The following is a 19,814-nucleotide window of genomic DNA, read 5'->3' as shown; positions in this document are numbered from 1 at the left end:
TTACCTAACATAAAGATAGCATAAGAGTTTTAATATTTTGTAAAGGTGATGGCAACTTTACCCTTTAAGACTTTTTCTATATGTTTTTTTTGGCGCATTGCCTGATACTTTTCAGCAATAGGTTCACCTTTATGGTAAACGATGAGTTCAAAATCTTCTTCAGCTTTTTTCAATGGTTTCAATGAGACATCTTCTACAAAGCTTGTGTGTGAAATATTGAGTGCATTGACAAACTTAATAATGCCTCCAAGAATTTGAATGGTATCGATCTCTTTATTTCCAAACCAGTTTGTCTCAGTACAATAGAATTTTAGCAATGATTTATTTTTAAAGCTGGCAAGTAGGGCTAGTTTCACACGGTCTTTATGTGTATAACCATTAATCATTGAGTTCGCAATAATATAATAGCTATGCGGTGAGCTTGAATCTGAATCGATAAAGCTACCTAAGTAATAGATATACGCGCCTTCTTCAAACAATCGTTGCTCTTTATCGCTTAAATTGAACTCTGAATATTGCATGATCTGTGATAATAGGGATTTAGCTAATTTAAGTCGACTCGCAGAGCTACTTTCTTCAATTTGATATTCATTCGCAAGAAAATGGATAGCTTCTTTACGAACGTTATATTTATCAAAAACATCTGTATAACGGTCACGAATTTGTTTAATGATGTAGCCTTCACGTAACCCATTTCTTGAAAATGTAAATTGAGTTGCGTTTACTTTTTTATACAATGCTTTAAATACGCAAACAGCTGGTAAAATAATATCAACTCGGTCACGACTCAGTCCATCTAGATTAGTTAAGTCATCGCGGTCACTTTTGCGTATGATATCTAGCACTTCCTCAATATCATTATCAGACATTGTGTAATTATGTACGCCACCAATTGGATAGGAGTGTTCCGATTGATGAATACGAGCCACGTTTCGTGCAGAACCACCCACACCGACAAGGGCTACTTCTTTATCTTGTAGCCAAGATAATTCATCAAATTGTGAAGAGATGAATTTTTCCATATCTTTAATAGCTGATTTGTTGTTGTGCGCTTTATTTTCAAAAAACATACGTGTAAGTGTAACGACACCAAAAGGAAAACTATGTGATTCAACTAATTCCTTATCTTTAAATAATGTTACTTCGGTTGAACCACCACCAATATCAACGGATACACCGTTAGCAATTTCTGTTGTATGTGTGATGGCATAAAAGCCATAATAGGCTTCATCTAGTTCTGGAATGATTTTCATATCAATATTTAATTCTTTTTTGACCTGTTTGATGATGGCGTTTTTATTTTTAGATTGACGGATAGCTGCTGTTGCAATCGGATGTAACTCGGTAACGTTAAATTCTTGCGCAACTTTTTTAAAGCTTTTAAGCGCTTCAATGAGCACTTTAATACCGTCTTTGCTCATTTCCTTTTTAGATGTTAAGTATTGACTTAGTCTTGCCGGTGTTTTAATGTTTAGTATTTCATTCAAGCCAGCTGTTTTGCTAAATTTAAAAATGACTAATCTAATTGTGTTAGATCCTATGTCAATTAAGCCGATGCGTTCTTCCATTGTATCCTCCTATTGCCTTTGGATAGTCTATTAATTATGATTACCCTCTTTACTATTATTCTACATTAAAATCCTTGTTTTTATAATACATTAGTGGGAATTTTAGTTGAATTTCATTGTATCTTTCTCGGAATAATTATTTTCAAATTGAAAATGAGGTGGGGCAACAAATAAAAGCACAAAGATGATTTGAAATAAAAAATCGTCTTTGTGCTTTTTTGATCATCCATACTTTGTGTTATGGGCTCGCTAAGGAGACAACTTGCTTATCGAATTTTTTCTATATTTATGTCCAAACTGATTATACTGCTAATTTGCTTTTATTGGACCTCCAGGACCTACTGGAACGCCTAGTAAATACCAAATAATGAGGAAGAGCGTCCATACAATGGAAAGGACAATTGTGTATGGCATCAGGCTAGATAATAAGGAGCCGAGTTTCATATTTTTATCGTATTTTTGCGCATATGTTAGTAGTAAAGGCATATACGGCATCATTGGCGTTATTGGATTGGTAATAGAGTCGCCAACGCGATAAATCATCTGGGTAAACGCAGGATGAAAACCAATTAACAGCATCATCGGAACAAAGATAGGTGCCAGAATACCCCATTTTGCAGAGGCACTGCCAATCACCATATTGACCAAGCCGCTTAATATTAAAATACCGATAATTAATACGATACCATGTTGACCTTGTAATAAATTTGCGCCTTTAACTGCCACAATAACACCTAAATTACTCCATTTTAAGAAAGCAAGCAATTGTGCAGCAAAGAACACGATCAGAATAAAAGAACTCATTGTAGCTAACGAATCAGAAATCATCTTTCCTAAATCTTTAGTAGATTTGATTTGTTTACTAAGGACGCCATATATTACACCAGGAATCAGGAAAATGACGAGTATCACTAATCCTACGCCATTAATCAATGGCGAATTATCGATGAGACTACCTGTCTTTGGATTACGCAACCAGCTGCCTTCAGGAATAGCGCAGATAATTAATGCGACAACTAGAACGATAAATGAGATATTTGCCCAACGTAATGCACGTTGTTCAATCGGTGTAACCGTTGATGAAGGTTGATCTGTATCGTCTAACTCAGCCTTACTATCATCGTATTTACCTAAGTGCGGTATTACTAATTTTGTTGTTGTAAAATACAACGTAGGTATAAGCATAAAGACGCTTGCGGCAATAAAGTACCAATTCATAGCAACATTGGTGTTCACTTTATCTGTCACAATTTTAGTGGCTGGATTTGTAAATGCATACACTAATGCATCTTGCATGCCAATAATTAAGTTTGCGCCAAAGCCACCTAATGAAGAAGCATATGCCATGGCTAGACCAGCAATAGGGTGATAGCCAATTTTAATGAATAACATTGCAGCTAAGGGTGGTAAAATGACGGTCGTTGCATCACCAGCAATACTGCCCATAATACCGATAAATATAATTGTTGGCAGGATGAGCTTTTTAGACGCATGATTAACGACTGATATTAAAAGCTTGTCAAAGTAGCCAGATTTTTCTGCTGCGCCAATACCAATCATTACAGCTAATACGAGTCCAAGCGCAGGAAATTCTGAAAAGTTCTTAATGGCATCATTCATAATCATAGCAATACCGTCAGTACTGATGATGCTTTTTATATGAATCGTATGGCCATTACCAGGATGTTTGACTGATACATTGAACCAAGAAATGACCCAAGTCATTACGGCTAATAGTACACACATCATAAAGAATAACACTGCAGGGTCAGGAAGTTTATTTCCAACCCATTCCACGCCATTTAAAAATCTTGTGATAAACGATGCTTTCTCTTTACGTTTCACACTTGAGGGCATGTCATCATCCTCCTTTAAGATAACACCCAGTATATCAAATACAATAACTAAATAAGCGAATATTCCGATATTTTATAATTTGTTTTACTTATCGTGTGTAATAGCACATAATAATATGATTTAATTTTAATCTTTTAAAAGATGATTGGTCTTTGGAACAATATAAAAGAAGATGACTTTAGAAAAAACACGTCTGACAGCGTATGAGGATGTCAAACGTGTTGACCCAAGTAACTTACCACACAATTTGTTGATAGGTCTCGTCATTTAAAGAACGAACAATTTCAGTAATAAGTCGAACTGAGTTTTCATAATCATCTGTATGTAAAACAGAGACATTAGAATGCATGTAACGCAAGGCTACACCAATTGTGATAGTTGGAATGCCTTCATTTGCGACGTGAATACTACCGGCATCGGTACCACCACCTGGTGTAGTATCCCATTGAACACTGATATAATGCTTTTTCGCAACTTCTTTAATATGTTGACGTAAGCCTTGATGAGCTATGCTTGAGGCATCCATCATAATTACTACAGGACCATTACCTAGTGCGGTTTCACTTGTTTGACCCGACATACCAGGAATATCATAAGGCACACATACATCAACTGCGATAGCTAAATCGGGTTTAATGGTTTGAGCTGCCACTTTAGCACCACGTAAGCCTACTTCTTCTTGGACTGTAGCACCTGCGTACAGATTAATGCCAAGGTTTTCATCTTTAAGGTTTTTTAATACTTCAACTGCTACAGCACAGCCATAACGATTATCAAATGCTTTGGCCGTCAAATATTTACTGTTGGCTAATGTTTCAAATTCACTATATGGCGTAATCATATTTCCTACTTCGATACCATGCTGCTCAACATCTTCACGGCTGCGTGCACCAATATCAATAAACATGTCTTTAATATCAACAGCCTTTTTACGCTCTTCAGCTTCAAGGACATGGGGCGGTTTAGAACCAATAATGCCTCGTATTTCTTGTCCTTGATCCGTTGTAATTGTCACTTTTTGCGATAGCATGACTTGGCTCCACCAGCCACCAATGGGTTGAAACTTAATAAAGCCTTCATTATCAATTTTCGTAACAATAAAGCCAATTTCATCTAAATGACCTGCTAACATAATCGACTTAGTTCCATACGTAGCTTCTCTTTTACCAAAAATGCCACCCAAATGATCTTCAATGATACTATCACTAATTGGGTTTAGATAATCTCTCATTGTTTCTTTAACTTGCATTTCTTGACCAGCGATACCATTAACATCGGTTAATGTCTTTAATAATTCTATCGACGCTTTCATATGTATAACCCCCTAAGCTTGGAATAACTACATTGTAACATGTTTTGTTTTAGAAAATAAAAGTATATAGAATTTTCAAAAAATGCATAATAATCATTACATACAAGTTCTAAATTTTTTATATAGTGGTATAATAAAATAAACTAAAAATGAGCAGGTGAAGGTATGAAGAAGTTTATAGCAATGATAGCCATTGTTGTTATTACAATAGTGACTTTATCAGCATGTGATAAAGAGCGCACAAAGACATATGAAGGGGACATTGATGGTAAGCATGTCATTACTTCATTAACCTATAAAAATAATAAAGTGATATCACAATCAACAATAAGCACTTTAAAATATGATGACATGGGCTTATCAGAAAAAGAAGGAAAAGCATTATTTAAGAAACACAAAGCTTTAGAAAATGCTAAAGGCGTCGACTACCGTTTAACGAGTGAGCGGGATAAAATAGACGAAAAAGTAGATATCGATTATAACAAAGCAGATATCCAAAAAATAAAACGCAACTTCGACTTATTTTCATACGACAAAAACAACCACAAAGTCAACATGGAAAACAGCGTCAAATACCTCAAAAAACTAGGCTTCGAAGAAAAAAGCAAAATGACCAAATAGGGGCCAACAAAGAAAATTTCGAGAAGAAATTCACCAGGCAAAGCAAGTTGGGGTGGGGCCCCAACAAAAAGAAATGCGACAAGCATTTCCGCGAACAACGCAAGTTGGGGTGGGCCCAACAAAGAGAAATGTATCAAGCATTTCAAAAAGATATTATTTTTGATAAGTACTTAAATGACGTTTGGCAATTTAAAATAAAATTAAAACAAATTTAAAGTGACTCTCCAACATGTGTATTTCTTGCAATTTACGTGTTGGAGAGTCTTTTATATAACTTATACATTATATTTTTAGAGATTATAAATAGAAAAACTAAGATTATCTATGGCAAAAACGTTTATAATAGATAACCTTAGTATATTTTAATGCTTAAACGGTTTCTAATGCTTGTGCTAAATCATTAATAATATCATCAGCATTTTCAGTGCCAATTGATAAACGAACCATTTCAGGTAATACGCCTGACTTGCGTTGTTCTTCCTCAGATAATTGTAAATGTGTTGTGCTTGCAGGATGAATAACTAGTGATTTAGAGTCTCCCACATTTGCTAAAAGTGAGAAAAGATCTAATGCATCGACAAAACGTGAAATATCTTCAACGCTACCATCAACACCAAATGTTAAGATGGCGCCTTGACCTTTAGGTAAATATTTTTCTGCCAAAGCATGATATTTGTTATTAACTAAACCAGGATAATTTACCCAAGTTACTTTAGGATGTTGATCTAAAAATTGTGCGACTTTGAGTGCATTTGCGGAGTGACGTTCCATGCGTAAATGCAAAGTCTCTAAACCAATTAAGAATTCATGCACATTGTAAGGTGATACGGCTGAGCCTAAATCACGTAAAAGTTGGACACGTGCTTTTGTAATATAAGCAGCTTCACCTACATCTTTTGTATAAGAAACACCGTGATAACTTTCATCTGGTTCAACTAAACCAGGGAATTTACCATTGTCCCAATTAAATTTGCCACTATCTACAATAATACCACCAATAGACGTACCATGACCGCCAATAAATTTTGTAGCTGAATGTATCACGATGTCCGCACCAAATTCAAAAGGTCGGCATAAATATGGTGAGGCGAATGTATTATCAATAATTAGTGGGATGCCATGTTGGTGTGCGACATCAGCGACTGCTGTAATATCTAATACATCAATTTTAGGATTACCCATCGTTTCAGCATATATTGCTTTTGTGTTGTCATTAATTTGTGCTGCAAAGTTTTCAGGGTGGTCAGGGTCAACAAAATGGACCGTAATGCCAAGCTTTTTAAAAGTGACATTTAATAAGTTGTATGAACCACCGTAAAGGTTAGATGAAGCAACGATTTCATCACCAGCATTGACAATATTTAATAATGCCAATGTAATTGCAGCTTGGCCTGACGATGTAGCCAGTGCGCCAATACCACCCTCAAGCGCTGCAACGCGTTCTTCGAATACATTTTGGGTTGGGTTCATAATACGTGTGTAAATATTGCCAGGTTGTGCTAATGCGAATAAATCTTGGGCATGTTGTGTATTATCAAAGACATAACTAGATGTTTGATAAATAGGTACTGCACGTGATTTTGAAAAATCGTCAATCTCTTGTCCGGCATGTATCGTTTGAGTTTCAAAATGCCAATTTTGGTTTGTCATAGAAGGACCTCCATTTATTATTAGAATATTCAGATAATTAAGAACATCATTATTATAACGCACACTTATACTAATTCCAACTTATTTTGTAAGAATTTAAAACTTATGTATAGATATAGAAAAATGTTTCGGACAAAAAAGAAACATCAAAATACATATATCATTTGAATGTATTCAAATTGAGTTTTTATTAATAGTACATGTTGCGTCCTATTACAATCATTCATAAGGGTCTTCAGGGTCTTCGTTCATTTCGCTTAGTGGTATTTATTAAATTATACGAAAATGCCTTATTTTTTAAAAGTATGTTGATGTAAAATTACATATAAATATGACGTATTTTGGCGAGACTCCTGTGGGAACAGGACAAGCTGAAGCTGTCCCCTAAGAAGGTGAGCCAACAATTTTGACGTAGAGCCTAAAAATAAGGAGTATTAAATATAAAGAAAGCACAAAGATGATTTTTAATTTTAAACCATCTTTGTGCTATTACCTTGGAAATTATGTTCCAGCTTGATATGATCAATGTTTTAAGTTATACAATTCGTTTACGGATTGCGCCGGAGATTAAATCAACAATCGCAACCATTATCACTAAGCCAATTAAAATGATTCCAACACGATCCCAAGATCGTGTTTGTAAAGCAAAGATTAATGGTGTACCAATACCGCCTGCACCAATTAATCCTAAAATTGATGCTGAACGCAAATTAAGCTCAAAACGATACAGAATTAATGATAAAAATGACGGTAATATTTGTGGTATAACAGCAAATACTAATGTCTTTGTCTTATTAGCACCGCTTGCCTTTAATGACTCCACAGAAGTGAAATCTAAGCTTTCAATGTCTTCTACAAAGAGTTTTCCTAGCATTCCAACTGAGTGAATACCTAAAGCAAGAACCCCAGAGAAGGAGCCAGGCCCTACAGCTTTAATAAAGATGAGTGCCATGACAATTTCAGGGAAGACACGAATAACACTTAAAATAAATTTCGTTGTGCCTGTCACTGGTCGTAGTTTGACTAAGTTATTGGCTCCTAAAAATGCGAATGGAATACAAATAATTGCCGCAATAAAAGTACCAATGACAGCAATGGCAAAGGTTTCTAGCAGACCGCGTAATAAATCTTCTCCTTCAGGTATATAAATATATCCTAAATCTGGATGGAATAATCCTGAAAAAATTGCTTTTAAGATTTCTACAGATTTGCTTTTCAATTCAAGGGCTGGCATACCAGCAAATCCCCATATCACAATGAGGGCAACCACGATGGCGATAACCCAGCGTTTAATCACACGTTGCTTTTGTCTCTTAGTGCTTAAATTATATTTAGGTGATTGAAAAGTTTGTGGCTCGTGTGTCATGCGAGTTGTTCCCTCACTTTCGAACTCACATAGTCAATAATAACAACAATGACTAAAGTGAATAAAATAATCATAGCTGTACGAGGGTACTGGAATAAGCCGAGTGTTGAGTCATAGAACAAGCCAATACCACCTGCGCCAACTAGTCCTAATACAGCAGAAGCGCGAATATTAATTTCAAATGCAAATAATACATATGAAAAATATGTAGAAATAATTTGTGGCACGACGCCAAAAACAATCCATTTAGTTTTATTTGCGCCAACTGCAGTCATGGCTTCCATTGGGCCAGGTTCAATGGTTTCAATTGCTTCGTATAATAACTTGGCTATAACACAAATTGTTAAGATGAATAGGGCAAGTACCCCTGGAATTTGGCCAATACCAAATACAGCAACAAAGATAGCAGCTAATAATAAATCAGGTATTGTTCGAACAATGTTCAAAATAAATCGTGCAGGAATGGTAATCCATTTTGTACGGATAATATTACTGGCACAAATTAATGCGATAGGAACAGAAACGATAGCACCTAAAAATGTCCCAACGATTGCCATGCGAATCGTATCTAACATTGGTTGCCAAATTGCTTTTAAATAACTCCATTCAGGTGGAAACATTTGTTTGAAAAAGTCTCCGATTTGAGGTACACCCACCATTAAATCTGAGAAGCTAAAGCCCGTATACACGAAACTCCAAATGACTAAGACGGCAACGATTAGTATAGAAAAGCTTGTCTTTAATGATAGTTTTTTGTTTAAATATTTATCATATTTGTTTGTAGATGTAGCAGGAGATGTCATTTTAATTCACTCCTAGCTTTTCGTCGGCTTTTAATTGACGACCATAGATTTCATTAAATACTTCTTCAGTGGCTTCTTCAGCGGGACCATCATATACGAGTTCACCATCGCGCAACCCTATAATTCTCGTACCATATTCTAGCGCTAAATCGACAAAGTGAAGATTAATTAAAATTGTAATACCTAATTCTTCATTGATTTTCTTTAAATCATCCATTACTTGCTTTGTTGTCAGTGGGTCAAGTGAAGCAACTGGTTCATCCGCTAGAATGATAGAAGGTTCTTGGGCGAGCGCGCGCGCAATCGAAATACGTTGTTGTTGACCACCTGATAGTTCATCCGAGCGTTGATCAAATTTATCCAAAATATTGACGCGTTCTAATGCATCCATTGCTTTTATTTTATCTTCTTTAGGAAATAGGCCTAAAATCATTTTCCAGGTAGGATGATAACCAACTCGGCCACTTAAGACGTTACGCAATACGGTAGAGCGTTTTACTAAGTTAAAATGTTGAAATATCATGCCGATATTACGACGCATCAACAGTAGTGATTTTCCTTTTGCTTGTGTAATTGATTTTCCTTCAATTGTAATATCCCCTGATGTGACATCATGTAGGCGATTGACAGAACGTAGTAGTGTAGATTTACCTGCGCCTGATAATCCAACGATGACTGCAAAATCTCCTTTTTCGATATTTAAATTAATATCTTTCAAGCCGACATGTCCATTCGGATAGACTTTGCTCACATCTTTAAACTCTATTTGACTCATGTTATAACACCTTTCTCTAATAAGGTTCACTTTGTATAAAGTTATAAAGAAAAGCTATGCCAAAATTTGGCTTAGCTTTTCAATTGACGTTCTTTATCTATGATTCAGTAGAAAATAACAACCAATTATTGCATATCTTTTACTTTTTTCTCGTATTCTCTAACAATATCGAAGTCAGAATCTTTCGCATCTGTATATCCTTCATGTGAATATACTTCACTGATGATTTTATGACCTTCTTTAGTTTTTGAGATATCTTTAAATGCTTTTTTCAATTTTTTTTGGAAATCTTTATCCATATCTGGTCTAACTGAAATTGTATCGTTTGGAATTGGTTTTGTTAATTCTAAAATCTTTGTATCTTTGAATACATTTGGTTGGTCTTTTTTAACGACATTACGTGCATCTTGGAATACTGCCGCAGCATCCACATCGCCATTTAATAATGAAATAATCGATTGGTCATGACCTTTCATATTGACGATTTTCATATCTTTTGTTGCGTCAATACCAGCTTTTTCTTTCAATGTAGCAATTGGGAAAGTATAACCAGCTGTAGATGTGACATCTTGTAATGCAATTTTTTTCCCTTTTAAGTCTTTTAAGCTTTTAATGCCTGAATCTTTTTTAACTAAGATTTCTGATTTGTAGTCCTTAACAAGCTTTTTCGTAGGTGATCCATCTTTGTTCACACCAAAGCGTTGTGCTTGTAATAACAAGTCAGCAGCTTTCTGATCATGTGCTAATGTGTATGCGGTTGGTGGTAAGAAACCAACATCGACTTTTTTCGATTTCATCGCTTCAACAATCGTGTTGTAGTTTGTAGATACGGATACTTTTACTGGAATGTCTAATTCTTTGGATAGTAGCTTTTCAAGTGGTTTTGCTTTTGCTTCTAATTTATCCGCATTTTGAGATGGTACAAATTGGACCGTTAATTCTTTTGGTTTGTAGTTACCTTTGCCTGATTCTGAGTTGGAACTTTTGGAATTGTTATCTAAAGAACTGTTACCTCCACAAGCAGCTGCAAAGATAACCACCGATAACACGAGTAGTAGAAGATATTTAACGTGTTTCATATAATAACATTGCCCCCATTCACTATTTTGCAATATGTATCTATGTCTTTAATATCGACAATTATAGAGTAGCACACTATACTATATGTTATGTGTAGATTTCGTTAACTTTTTGTTAAAATTAAATAAAAATTATTTAAAATCGGTAAAGATATATAAAATATCATTAATAGTAACCCGTTTGTGTGTGATTTTTAATATACTGCTGGTGTGTGAAAATAAGTTAATAAAAGGAGTTAAACAAGTATGAAAATGATAAAAGTTGTAAGCTCTACTATAGTTGCCTCAGCATTAGCATTATCCATGTTTCCATCTACACAAGCAGCTGAAACGAATACAGCTTCACGCACAGTTCTATTTGATAATTCTCATGGACAAACTGCTGGCGCGGCTGATTGGGTTATTGATGGTGGTTTTTCTGATTATGCGGATTCAATGAAGAAACAAGGTTTTGCTGTTAAATCACTAGATGGGAAAGCAAATATTAGTCAAGAGTCATTAAAAAATAGTGATATTTTAGTTATACCAGAAGCGAATATTCCATTTAAGACGACTGAACAACAAGCCATTGTGAATTTTGTAAATCATGGTGGAAGTATCATTTTTATCTCAGACCATTACAATGCAGATAGAAATTTAAACCGCATTGATTCTTCTGAAGCTATGAATGGCTATCGTCGTGGTGCCTATGCGGATATGACCAAGGATATGGATCAAGGAGAGAAACAATCTAAAGCAATGGCAGGTGTTTCAAGCTCAGACTGGTTAGCCCAAAATTTTGGTGTGCGTTTCCGTTATAATGCTTTAGGGGATTTGAATACATCTAATCTTGTCTCAAGCGATGAAAGTTTTGGCATTACTAAAGGCGTTAAATCTGTGTCTATGCATGCTGGTTCAACACTTGCTATTACAGATCCTAAAAAAGCAAAAGGAATTGTATACACACCTGATCACTTAGGTAACAATGCGAAATGGAGTCATGCAGTTGACCAAGGTGTTTATAATGGTGGAGGTAAAGCTGAAGGTGCCTATATTGCTATTGCAAAGGTAGGTAAAGGAAAAGCTGCCTTTATTGGAGACTCCTCATTGGTAGAAGATAGTTCTCCAAAATATTTACGTGAAGACACGGGTAAAACAAAGAAAACGTATGATGGTTTTAAAGAAGAAGATAACGCACAATTGTTGAATAACTTAACTTCTTGGTTAAGTAAGAAAGAAGCAACACCGAATTTAGCTAAAAGTGGTGTAAAATTAGATAAAGCGACTGTGTTACATGATTTTGAACAGCCACAAAATTCAACAGAACCGCAAAAAGAACCATGGTCACAACCACCTGAAGGTTATCATTGGTACGATCGATCAACGTTTGCGCCTGGTAGTTATGGCAGTACAAAATCTACTAAAGATGATGGTGATAAACAACCAGGAGACCAACCGGCTGTGCAAAATGTAGCCTTTGCTATTCCTAAAGATGTGCAAGCTAACACGCCATTTAACATCACGATCAATTTGTCACAATTACCGGCTAACCAATCATTAGATAATTTGAAATTAGGAATTTATCAAGATGGTGGTAAACAAATCGGTCAATTTTCAACGGATGGTAAATCATATAGTAATATCGGCTATGGTTCACTTCCAACCATTAAAATCAATAAAGATGGCACAGCTTCAGTGACGATTTCAGCAAAGGTAACGGAGTCTTTAAAAGGGGCTAATATACGGTTAAAGCAAGGAGATAAAACCCTTAAAACTGAAAAATTGAAGTAATGGAGGACAACATGCGATGACACAACTTGCATTTTACATTTTAAGTGATATACATGGTTATATTTTCCCAACAGATTTTAAACAGACAAAAGGTTATAAACCGATAGGGCTATTATTGGCGAACCACATAATTGAACAAGATCGTCAGCGCTATGATGCTAGCTTTAAAATAGATAATGGTGATTTTTTACAAGGTTCACCTTTTTGTCATTACCTTGCTACACATATACATTCTAGCAAGCCATTGACGGATATCTATAATCGTATTGGTTTTGACTTTGGTACATTAGGAAACCATGAATTTAACTATGGTCTCAACTACTTAACTCAAAGTATCAATCGCTTAAATTATCCAATCCTTTGTGCCAATATTTTAAAAGATAATAAATCATTAACAGAACAAGGAATCATGTATATTAAGAAGCAAGGATACAATATTGGTATTATTGGTTTAACGACACAATATATTCCACATTGGGAACGACCAGAGTATATTCAACACTTAACATTTAATAGTGCAGTTCAAACGTTAGAGGATATATTACCTCAAGTACGTGAACAGGCTGATATCGTGGTTGTTAGTTATCATGGGGGCTTTGAACGTAACATTGACACGTATCAACCAACTGAAGTATTAACTGGAGAAAATGAAGCGTCTGAGATATTGCAGCGCTTTGGGTCGGACATTGACGTGCTTATTACGGGGCATCAACACCGTGAAATTGCTGCTATCAAGCATGATACAGTTATTCTACAACCAGGAACACGTGCGACACAAATTGGTAAAGTTACGCTAACATTTAATGATCGAAGACAATTAGTTCAGCGTACAAGTGAACTGTTGCCAGTGCACGATGACAGCGCTTTTAAATTAACCGATAAAGATAGTCAATTAATGAGTGATGTGGACACGTGGTTAGATACGCCGATTGCTGAAATTCAGCAGAATATGATTGTTGACGAGCCATTTACTGCAAGAATTGCACCGCACCCTTTTATTAATGTGTTACTACATGCATTATTACAAACAAGTGGCGCTCAAATAGCAAGTACGGCATTATTTGATTCTGCGACAGGCTTTGATAAGACCATTACAATGCGTGATATTATCAATAACTATCCGTTTCCAAATACGTTTAAAGTATTAGAGATGACGGGTAAGGGCATTCGTGAAGCATTAGAACAATCAGCACGCTATTTTGATCTTACGGACAGCGGGGATGTAGGTATTAATGACACGTTTTTAAATCCTAAACCGCAACATTATAACTATGATATATTTGGAGGCGTATCATATAATATTAAAGTGAGCGAGCCTATGGGGCATCGCGTGCATGATATTAAAGTGGAAGGACAGCCATTAGTCGAAGATAAGATCTATACCGTTTGTGTAAACAATTATCGTGCTGTAGGTGGCGGTGATTATAACATGTTTGCAGAAGCAAAGGTGGTTAAAGATATACAAGTGGAGGGTGCACAGCTATTAATCGATTATCTAACGCACCACAATTTAAATAACATGCCACAAGTTGTGGATTTTAAAGTAGAAATATAATTCAGTAATAACTATGAGCTTGGGACATCATTATGTTTTAGGCTATGAACTCTATATTGGCAGTAGTTGACTGGATTGAAAATACGCGTATACCAAGCTTTTCCAATCCTAGTCAACCTTGCTGGGGCGGGACTACGAATTTATAATGAATTCTGTCCTGCTCCTTTATTTTTGGCTTTGTTTATATTTTATTGTGAGACTTACTAACGCTTATTACATGTTGTAAAAAGAAATGTTTAACGCTTCTTAACTTATGGCTCCAGAAGTTTAAGTTTGTATGTGTCTATGCTTTGTAACGTGCCATTTTGTTGTTGATGTATGATGTGTTGTGCTGTGATATTTGTTGGATTGTTAACACCAACTGCTGCTGCGATGTTGTATAAGCCTTCATGTAGACTTGTGATGTAATTGGTTACGCGAAATGTTTTTTCTTCTACAATGAGCGCTTTTTCCTTTTTAGGATCTGTCGTAGCAACACCTACTGGACATGTGTTGAGGTGACATTGTTGACTCATAATGCAGCCGACACTAATCATCATGCCTCGAGCAATATTAACTAAATCAGCGCCTAATCCGAGTGCAATGGCGATTTTGTCGGGTGTGATTAGCTTGCCTGAAGCAAAAATCTTAATTTTATTCCGTATACCATAGCGTTCAAGCATGCCAGACACAATAGGAAGTGCTGTAAATAATGGTAGGCCAACGCCATCTTGTAATTCTTGAAAAGTAGCGCCCGTACCACCTTCGCCACCATCAACAGTAATAAAACTAGGATACTTATCTAAACGTATCATTTCTTTCACTAATATTTCAATTTCATCAACATGACTCACTACAATTTTAAAGCCAACTGGTTTTTGTCCAAGCTGTTTAAGTTCATCAACAAAAGTGATTAATTCTGCTGCATTTGAAATAAAGTTAAAACGGTTTGGTGAATTAATTGTTTGAAACGGTTTGACATTGCGTATTTGTGCAATCTCTTCAGTCACTTTATTTCCTTCCATATGACCGCCACGGGTCTTGGCACCTTGTGCAAGTTTAAGCTCAAATGCTTTGATTGCCGATTGATTCACTAATTTTACAAATTCATCTTTACTAAAATTTCCCTCTTGATCACGGACACCAAAAAGGCCAGGTCCTATTTGAAAAATAATATCCCCACCACCGGACAAATGATAATCAGATAAGCCACCTTCACCTGTGTTCATCCATGTGCCAGCACGTGCTAACCCCTGAGATAGTGCTGTTATGGCACGTTGACCTAATGCACCATAACTCATGCCAGATTGTCCAACTAAACGTTTAACGATGAACGGATGTGCTAAATCATTGCCGATGACGACAGCATGCTGATCATCAAGTTGAAATGGTTTAATATCAGCTGGTTTGCGATGTTCGTCTCGTTTAAATAACCGCTCATTATCAACTTGATAAATAAATGTAGAAATCATATGTTGGTTATCAATAACTAGTTCAGTTGACTGTAATGGAAACATTGCATTTTGTATGTAAAATCCATGTTCATAGTGCTTCAACGTACCAAAACTGGTCATTCTTGAGTTATATTTTCCGGCAATAACAATATTTTTATAGTCGACACGTGAGAACGGCTTGCCTTCGGTATCATTAGCATATAAGTATTGACGCATTTCGGGACCAATTTTTTCTGAAAAATAACGAATTCTTCCTAATAAAGGGAAGTTCCTTAATACGCTATGTTGTTTCTGATGTTTGTCTTTAAAGAGTAACCACAGCCCTAATAAAACAACGAATAATAGACAGCTTACTATAATAACATTTACAATAAATTGCATTGTTGTTAATATCATTCTTTATCCCCCCGTTATCTCTGTAATGATTATTGTACATTATTTATATGGAAAAACAATGTAATGTTCCACTAATATAAGGATACAAGTTAATGATCATTAAGCATAAAAGTAGTACAACGTTTAAATATGACATATGAGAAATATAGTGACTGTCTATTTTTTAAAATTGATTTACTTATTTTTTAATGTCAAAATAATTAACATTTTCATAATTTAAGGAACATGGTAAAGTGAAATGTGAACAATACGCGGAGCATGGTATCAGCACGATGTTGGTAGCCATGTGATAGCTTCAAATGAATGAGGTGACCTATGCAGACATTAAATACATATAATACACGACAACCCATTGATGCGCACGTAAAGAAACGATTGTTTTGGGTAATTCCAGTTTATGTCTTCTTAAAGGTTCTCATGCCTATCATCATAGTATTTGGCGTCTATGGTATCTGGGCGGTATTAACACAAGATAAACCAACACAAGTTATTTATCCCATTGTATTAACATTGAGTTTCATTGTTGCGGAAATTGTGACGTTGAAATGCTTTTTCTTCTTGTATCAGCAGAAATTAAGAACAATTTATCAACGTTTAAGTAGTGATATCAAACCTATGCTATGGCCAATCGTCATTGTAAGTTGTTTAACATTATTGGCTTATTATGGCGGTCAATGTATAGCACATCATCTTAACCAACCTTGGGGGTTTCAACACAGTCAATCTGAGCAGTACTTATCTGGTATGTTTACGCATCCTCACGCATTACCATTTGTCTGGGTATCGATGGTTGTCTTAAGGCCGTTGGTTGAAGAACTGATTTTTCGCCATTTATTCATACACGAATTAGCGAAGTGCATACCCATGGTAGTAGCCATGATATTCAGCATCATTGCCGATGTTGTAGCTCATTCCTATCATTATCATTCTGTTCTGGAAATTGGAATTTACAGCCTTATTCCTATAGGTGCTGTTATCATATATAGATGGTCACAACAAAATTTATTAGCAGCATATGTATATCATAGTATGACGCAATGTATCATCTTTCTAGTGCTTAGCTACCAAAGTTATCTTTAAGCATAAATTAAAGGAGTTTATTATGAATCATAGAATGACAAAAAATAACAGAATTTCATCAATGACATATCATCAAAATCCTTGGCGACAACCCCAGATGGTTAAACGTGATTTTTTACTGATACTTGTATATGTATTAGGTAATATGTATTTGCCATTTATATTAGCTGACGCAATCAATTGGTTATCATTTACTTTATTGCATCGGCCAAGTGGTTTAACTTATACTTCACAACTTTATGCTTTATTGGCACAATTATCTGTAGTTTTGATTTTTTGGGCCTTACATTATCGTGCACTTTTAAACACTGCAATCGCTCGTGTGAAGCAATTACAACGATATATTTATCTCATGATTATCGTCTTGTTGGTCATGTATGTAGCGAATATCGTCTATGCGAACGTAATGCAATTTTTACCAGAACATTGGCAATTTCATGATACGCAGAATGAACAAGAAATTAGAAAACTATTTAGTAATATCAAGGTGTGGCCGTTATTATTTTTAAATATTGTAATTATTACACCAATAGTTGAAGAGCTGCTATTTCGTCATTTATTAATTCATGAATTAGGTAAGAAATTGTCATATCCAGTAATGTCGATTATTTCAATCCTGCTATTTGCTGGTATTCATGTCACTGACGCAACATCGCCATTTGAAATCGGACCTTATTTAATTATGGCAACCAGTTTTGTGGTGGCATATAACATGAGTGGTCGCAATTTAGCAGTAACAATAGCGTTACATAGTTTTAATAACTTACTTTCATTTATTTTGACACTATTACAATTTTTATAATTATTGTAAAGGCTAAGAAACATCATTATTACATGCTTAACCATAGTTTTTTGTTGTTAATTCGTCATTGATGATACCTGAAAATAAGGTACGATAGTAGTAAGACATAATAAGGAGCGATGTTACGTGTTATTAGAAATTAAACATCTATGTTATCAAGCAACACGTCGTACAATTTTAGACAATATCAATTTCCAATTGAAAAAAGGGGAAACTGTAGCCATTGTAGGACCTTCAGGAAGTGGGAAGAGCACTTTGTTAAAACAAATAGATAACTTAATCAGTCCGACAAGTGGCGAATTATTATTAAACGATAAACCGTTCGATGCATATGAACCAGAAGTATTGCGCTCGAAAATAAGTTATCTGATGCAACAAAGTGAACTTTTTGGCCAAAATATTGGTGATAATATGCGTTTTCCAGCGATGGCCCATTCTGATGAGTTTGATGAAACTAAAGCGCTACAATTACTTCAACATCTTAATTTAGGACATTATAATTTAAATACACGCATCGAACATTTATCAGGCGGTGAGCGACAACGTATTACCATAGCTAGACAGTTGATGTATCAACCCGAACTATTATTATTAGATGAAGCGACTAGTGCCTTGGATACCGCCAATAAGCGAATTGTAGAACAGCTCGTGTTCGATTTAGCCAAGACCGGTGTAGGTGTTATGTGGATTACACATAGTGATGATCAGAGCATGCGTCATTTCGACAGACGAATTACGATTGTTGATGGTCAAATTACTAAGCAAGAGGAGTTGAAGCACAATGAGTAATACAGCCATTTGCTTAACGGCATTATTGTTAATCATACCGATTGCCATTTCGTATAAAGAAGGCTTACATATTATTAAAGATTTAGTTGTAGCGTCACTACGTGCGACCATCCAATTGCTTATCCTAGGGTTTCTATTGCATTATATTTTTGAAATAGATGCCACGTGGTTACTCTTACTTGCAGTATTTATCATTATAATTAACGCTTCATGGAATACATTACATAGGGCTTCAAAAGTGATGCATCACGTCTTTTGGATTTCACTCATTGCGATTATCATTGGGACAGCTATTCCATTGACGGCTATTATTTTGACAGGTGCGATAGACTTTAAACCAAATGAAGTCATTCCAATCAGTGGTATGTTGGCAAACAATGGGCTTATAGCTATTAATTTGGCATATCAGCATTTAGACCGTGCCTTTGTTAAAGATGTAAATGATATTGAATCTAAGTTAACGTTAGCTGCATCGCCAAAACTTGCGTCTAAAGATGCTGTACGTGATAGCATTCGATTAGCGATTGTTCCAACCATTGATTCAGTTAAAACATATGGTTTAGTGTCAATTCCTGGGATGATGACAGGCTTAATTATAGGTGGCACACCGCCATTAGAAGCGGTCAAATTTCAATTGCTTGTTGTCTTTGTTCATACGACATCTACCGTGATGTCAGCGTTAATTGCTACTTATTTAAGCTATGGTCAATTCTTTAATGCGCGCCACCAATTGGTTGCACGTGATAATGACATTGTTAATGAAGCATAATGACATCGTCTTTAGCAACTAGAAGCATTTTAATGATTGTTTTCACATATCTGAATAAATCATAAGTTAGGATGTATTCAGAAGATTCTTGTTTCAGTGTAAGTTGAACAATGTAATCATTTTTGAAGAAAAGGTACCTCTTTAATTTAGTTAAGATGTCTATACTAAATTAAATGAAAGGGCCTTATT

16 protein-coding genes are annotated in these 19,814 nt (G+C 35.5%); 7 read left to right on the top strand and 9 right to left on the bottom strand.

Annotated features, from left to right (window positions below; genetic code table 11):
* Positions 1-29 precede the first annotated feature (29 nt).
* From ppx to CD041_RS08460, 3 genes are all read right to left on the bottom strand, one after another.
* Positions 30-1,568: an exopolyphosphatase gene (gene ppx, locus CD041_RS08470; protein WP_002460378.1), complete on the bottom strand. Its 1,539-nt coding sequence runs from the start codon at positions 1,566-1,568 to the stop codon at positions 30-32.
* Between the two features lie 309 nt (positions 1,569-1,877).
* Positions 1,878-3,425 carry an AbgT family transporter gene (locus CD041_RS08465; protein ID WP_062078080.1) on the bottom strand — a complete coding sequence of 516 codons (1,548 nt, stop codon included), beginning with the start codon at positions 3,423-3,425 and terminating at the stop codon, positions 1,878-1,880.
* 235 nt (positions 3,426-3,660) lie between these two features.
* Positions 3,661-4,737 carry a M42 family metallopeptidase gene (locus CD041_RS08460; protein WP_002478655.1) on the bottom strand — a complete coding sequence of 359 codons (1,077 nt, stop codon included), beginning with the start codon at positions 4,735-4,737 and terminating at the stop codon, positions 3,661-3,663.
* Between the two features lie 165 nt (positions 4,738-4,902).
* Between CD041_RS08460 and CD041_RS08455 the strand changes: the two genes are divergently transcribed.
* A complete protein-coding gene (locus tag CD041_RS08455) occupies positions 4,903-5,358 on the top strand; it encodes a DUF1307 domain-containing protein (RefSeq protein ID WP_002478656.1) in 456 nt (151 codons plus the stop codon).
* Between the two features lie 369 nt (positions 5,359-5,727).
* Here CD041_RS08455 and CD041_RS08450 read toward each other — a convergent pair whose 3' ends face one another.
* The 5 genes from CD041_RS08450 to CD041_RS08430 all read right to left on the bottom strand — a co-directional run bounded on the left by CD041_RS08450 (position 5,728) and on the right by CD041_RS08430 (position 11,031).
* Entirely contained in the window at positions 5,728-7,008 is a 1,281-nt protein-coding gene (locus tag CD041_RS08450; RefSeq protein WP_002492429.1) for an O-acetylhomoserine aminocarboxypropyltransferase/cysteine synthase family protein, read from the bottom strand.
* Positions 7,009-7,543: 535 nt separating this feature from the next.
* Positions 7,544-8,374, bottom strand: coding sequence for a phosphonate ABC transporter, permease protein PhnE (gene phnE / locus CD041_RS08445; RefSeq protein ID WP_002478658.1), 831 nt, complete (start codon positions 8,372-8,374; stop codon positions 7,544-7,546).
* Complete coding sequence (phnE, locus tag CD041_RS08440; protein ID WP_002460370.1) at positions 8,371-9,177, bottom strand: phosphonate ABC transporter, permease protein PhnE; 807 nt, start codon at positions 9,175-9,177, stop codon at positions 8,371-8,373. Before phnE (CD041_RS08440) ends, phnE (CD041_RS08445) begins: the two co-directional genes overlap by 4 nt.
* 1 nt (position 9,178) lies before the next feature.
* Entirely contained in the window at positions 9,179-9,952 is a 774-nt protein-coding gene (gene phnC, locus CD041_RS08435; protein ID WP_002460368.1) for a phosphonate ABC transporter ATP-binding protein, read from the bottom strand.
* Between the two features lie 125 nt (positions 9,953-10,077).
* Complete coding sequence (locus CD041_RS08430) at positions 10,078-11,031, bottom strand: phosphate/phosphite/phosphonate ABC transporter substrate-binding protein (RefSeq protein ID WP_002460367.1); 954 nt, start codon at positions 11,029-11,031, stop codon at positions 10,078-10,080.
* Between the two features lie 246 nt (positions 11,032-11,277).
* Here CD041_RS08430 and CD041_RS08425 point away from each other — a divergent pair, with 246 nt between their 5' ends.
* Both CD041_RS08425 and CD041_RS08420 read left to right on the top strand, forming a co-directional pair.
* Positions 11,278-12,801 (top strand): DNA-binding protein, encoded by a 1,524-nt coding sequence (locus CD041_RS08425; RefSeq protein ID WP_070648226.1) that lies wholly within the window; start codon positions 11,278-11,280, stop codon positions 12,799-12,801.
* 16 nt (positions 12,802-12,817) lie between these two features.
* The gene (locus CD041_RS08420) at positions 12,818-14,356 is read left to right on the top strand and encodes a bifunctional metallophosphatase/5'-nucleotidase (protein ID WP_070648227.1); all 1,539 of its coding nucleotides are present in this window, start codon (positions 12,818-12,820) and stop codon (positions 14,354-14,356) included.
* A gap of 251 nt (positions 14,357-14,607) precedes the next feature.
* Here the strand turns inward: CD041_RS08420 and CD041_RS08415 are convergent, their stop codons facing one another.
* On the bottom strand, positions 14,608-16,185 hold the full coding sequence (locus CD041_RS08415; RefSeq protein ID WP_002460363.1) for an FMN-binding glutamate synthase family protein: 1,578 nt from the start codon (positions 16,183-16,185) through the stop codon (positions 14,608-14,610).
* A gap of 315 nt (positions 16,186-16,500) precedes the next feature.
* Here CD041_RS08415 and CD041_RS08410 point away from each other — a divergent pair, with 315 nt between their 5' ends.
* From CD041_RS08410 to CD041_RS08395, 4 genes are all read left to right on the top strand, one after another.
* Positions 16,501-17,265, top strand: coding sequence for a CPBP family intramembrane glutamic endopeptidase (locus CD041_RS08410; RefSeq protein ID WP_002478662.1), 765 nt, complete (start codon positions 16,501-16,503; stop codon positions 17,263-17,265).
* 22 nt (positions 17,266-17,287) lie between these two features.
* Positions 17,288-18,067, top strand: coding sequence for a CPBP family intramembrane glutamic endopeptidase (locus CD041_RS08405; RefSeq protein WP_002460360.1), 780 nt, complete (start codon positions 17,288-17,290; stop codon positions 18,065-18,067).
* Positions 18,068-18,193: 126 nt separating this feature from the next.
* Positions 18,194-18,856: an ABC transporter ATP-binding protein gene (locus tag CD041_RS08400; protein WP_002460359.1), complete on the top strand. Its 663-nt coding sequence runs from the start codon at positions 18,194-18,196 to the stop codon at positions 18,854-18,856.
* On the top strand, positions 18,849-19,625 hold the full coding sequence (locus CD041_RS08395) for an ABC transporter permease (RefSeq protein ID WP_070648228.1): 777 nt from the start codon (positions 18,849-18,851) through the stop codon (positions 19,623-19,625). The genes CD041_RS08400 and CD041_RS08395 overlap by 8 nt, the downstream gene beginning before the upstream one ends.
* Positions 19,626-19,814 lie beyond the last annotated feature (189 nt).

The organism is Staphylococcus lugdunensis (genome assembly GCF_002901705.1).
GTDB lineage: Bacteria > Bacillota > Bacilli > Staphylococcales > Staphylococcaceae > Staphylococcus > Staphylococcus lugdunensis.
Note: the sequence above shows the minus strand (reverse complement) of the source record. Positions and strands in the feature narration are given on the sequence as shown.

Coding starts and splice junctions, on each gene's coding strand:
- ppx (WP_002460378.1), bottom strand. CDS start 1,568: ATGGAAGAACGCATCGGCTTAATTGACATAGGATCTAACACAATTAGA.
- CD041_RS08465 (WP_062078080.1), bottom strand. CDS start 3,425: ATGCCCTCAAGTGTGAAACGTAAAGAGAAAGCATCGTTTATCACAAGA.
- CD041_RS08460 (WP_002478655.1), bottom strand. CDS start 4,737: ATGAAAGCGTCGATAGAATTATTAAAGACATTAACCGATGTTAATGGT.
- CD041_RS08455 (WP_002478656.1), top strand. CDS start 4,903: ATGAAGAAGTTTATAGCAATGATAGCCATTGTTGTTATTACAATAGTG.
- CD041_RS08450 (WP_002492429.1), bottom strand. CDS start 7,008: ATGACAAACCAAAATTGGCATTTTGAAACTCAAACGATACATGCCGGA.
- phnE (WP_002478658.1), bottom strand. CDS start 8,374: ATGACACACGAGCCACAAACTTTTCAATCACCTAAATATAATTTAAGC.
- phnE (WP_002460370.1), bottom strand. CDS start 9,177: ATGACATCTCCTGCTACATCTACAAACAAATATGATAAATATTTAAAC.
- phnC (WP_002460368.1), bottom strand. CDS start 9,952: ATGAGTCAAATAGAGTTTAAAGATGTGAGCAAAGTCTATCCGAATGGA.
- CD041_RS08430 (WP_002460367.1), bottom strand. CDS start 11,031: ATGAAACACGTTAAATATCTTCTACTACTCGTGTTATCGGTGGTTATC.
- CD041_RS08425 (WP_070648226.1), top strand. CDS start 11,278: ATGAAAATGATAAAAGTTGTAAGCTCTACTATAGTTGCCTCAGCATTA.
- CD041_RS08420 (WP_070648227.1), top strand. CDS start 12,818: ATGACACAACTTGCATTTTACATTTTAAGTGATATACATGGTTATATT.
- CD041_RS08415 (WP_002460363.1), bottom strand. CDS start 16,185: ATGATATTAACAACAATGCAATTTATTGTAAATGTTATTATAGTAAGC.
- CD041_RS08410 (WP_002478662.1), top strand. CDS start 16,501: ATGCAGACATTAAATACATATAATACACGACAACCCATTGATGCGCAC.
- CD041_RS08405 (WP_002460360.1), top strand. CDS start 17,288: ATGAATCATAGAATGACAAAAAATAACAGAATTTCATCAATGACATAT.
- CD041_RS08395 (WP_070648228.1), top strand. CDS start 18,849: ATGAGTAATACAGCCATTTGCTTAACGGCATTATTGTTAATCATACCG.